Genomic DNA, 411 nt, shown 5'->3' on the forward strand with positions numbered 1-411 from the left:
GCTCATTTCGACCGTGATCACGCTCCTCATCGGCTATCCTCTGGCGCTTGCGATGGCGCGCGCGCCGGACCGCATTCGTCCGCTCCTCTTGATGGCGATCATCCTGCCGTTTTGGACGTCGTTTCTGATCCGCGTCTATGCCTGGATCGGCATCCTGAAGCCCGAGGGGCTATTGAACCAGCTGCTTCTGTCGCTCGGCGTCATCGACCAGCCCCTCACCATCATCAACACCAATTGGGCGGTCTATATCGGCATCGTCTATTCCTACCTGCCCTTCATGGTGCTGCCGCTCTACGCCACCCTGGAGAAGATGGATTACCGGCTGATCGAGGCCGCGAACGATCTCGGTGCGACGCCGCTCGGGGCTTTTTGGAAGATCACCGTGCCTTTGTCGGTGCCCGGCATTCTGGC

At 60.3% G+C, this 411-nt stretch carries 1 protein-coding gene; it reads left to right on the forward strand.

The genetic code is table 11. From position 1 onward, the window contains the following. On the forward strand, positions 1 to 411 hold a 411-nt coding region (locus CH341_RS31925; protein WP_146604733.1), incomplete at both ends, for an ABC transporter permease.

This window comes from Rhodoplanes roseus (assembly GCF_003258865.1).
Taxonomy (GTDB): Bacteria; Pseudomonadota; Alphaproteobacteria; order Rhizobiales; family Xanthobacteraceae; genus Rhodoplanes; species Rhodoplanes roseus.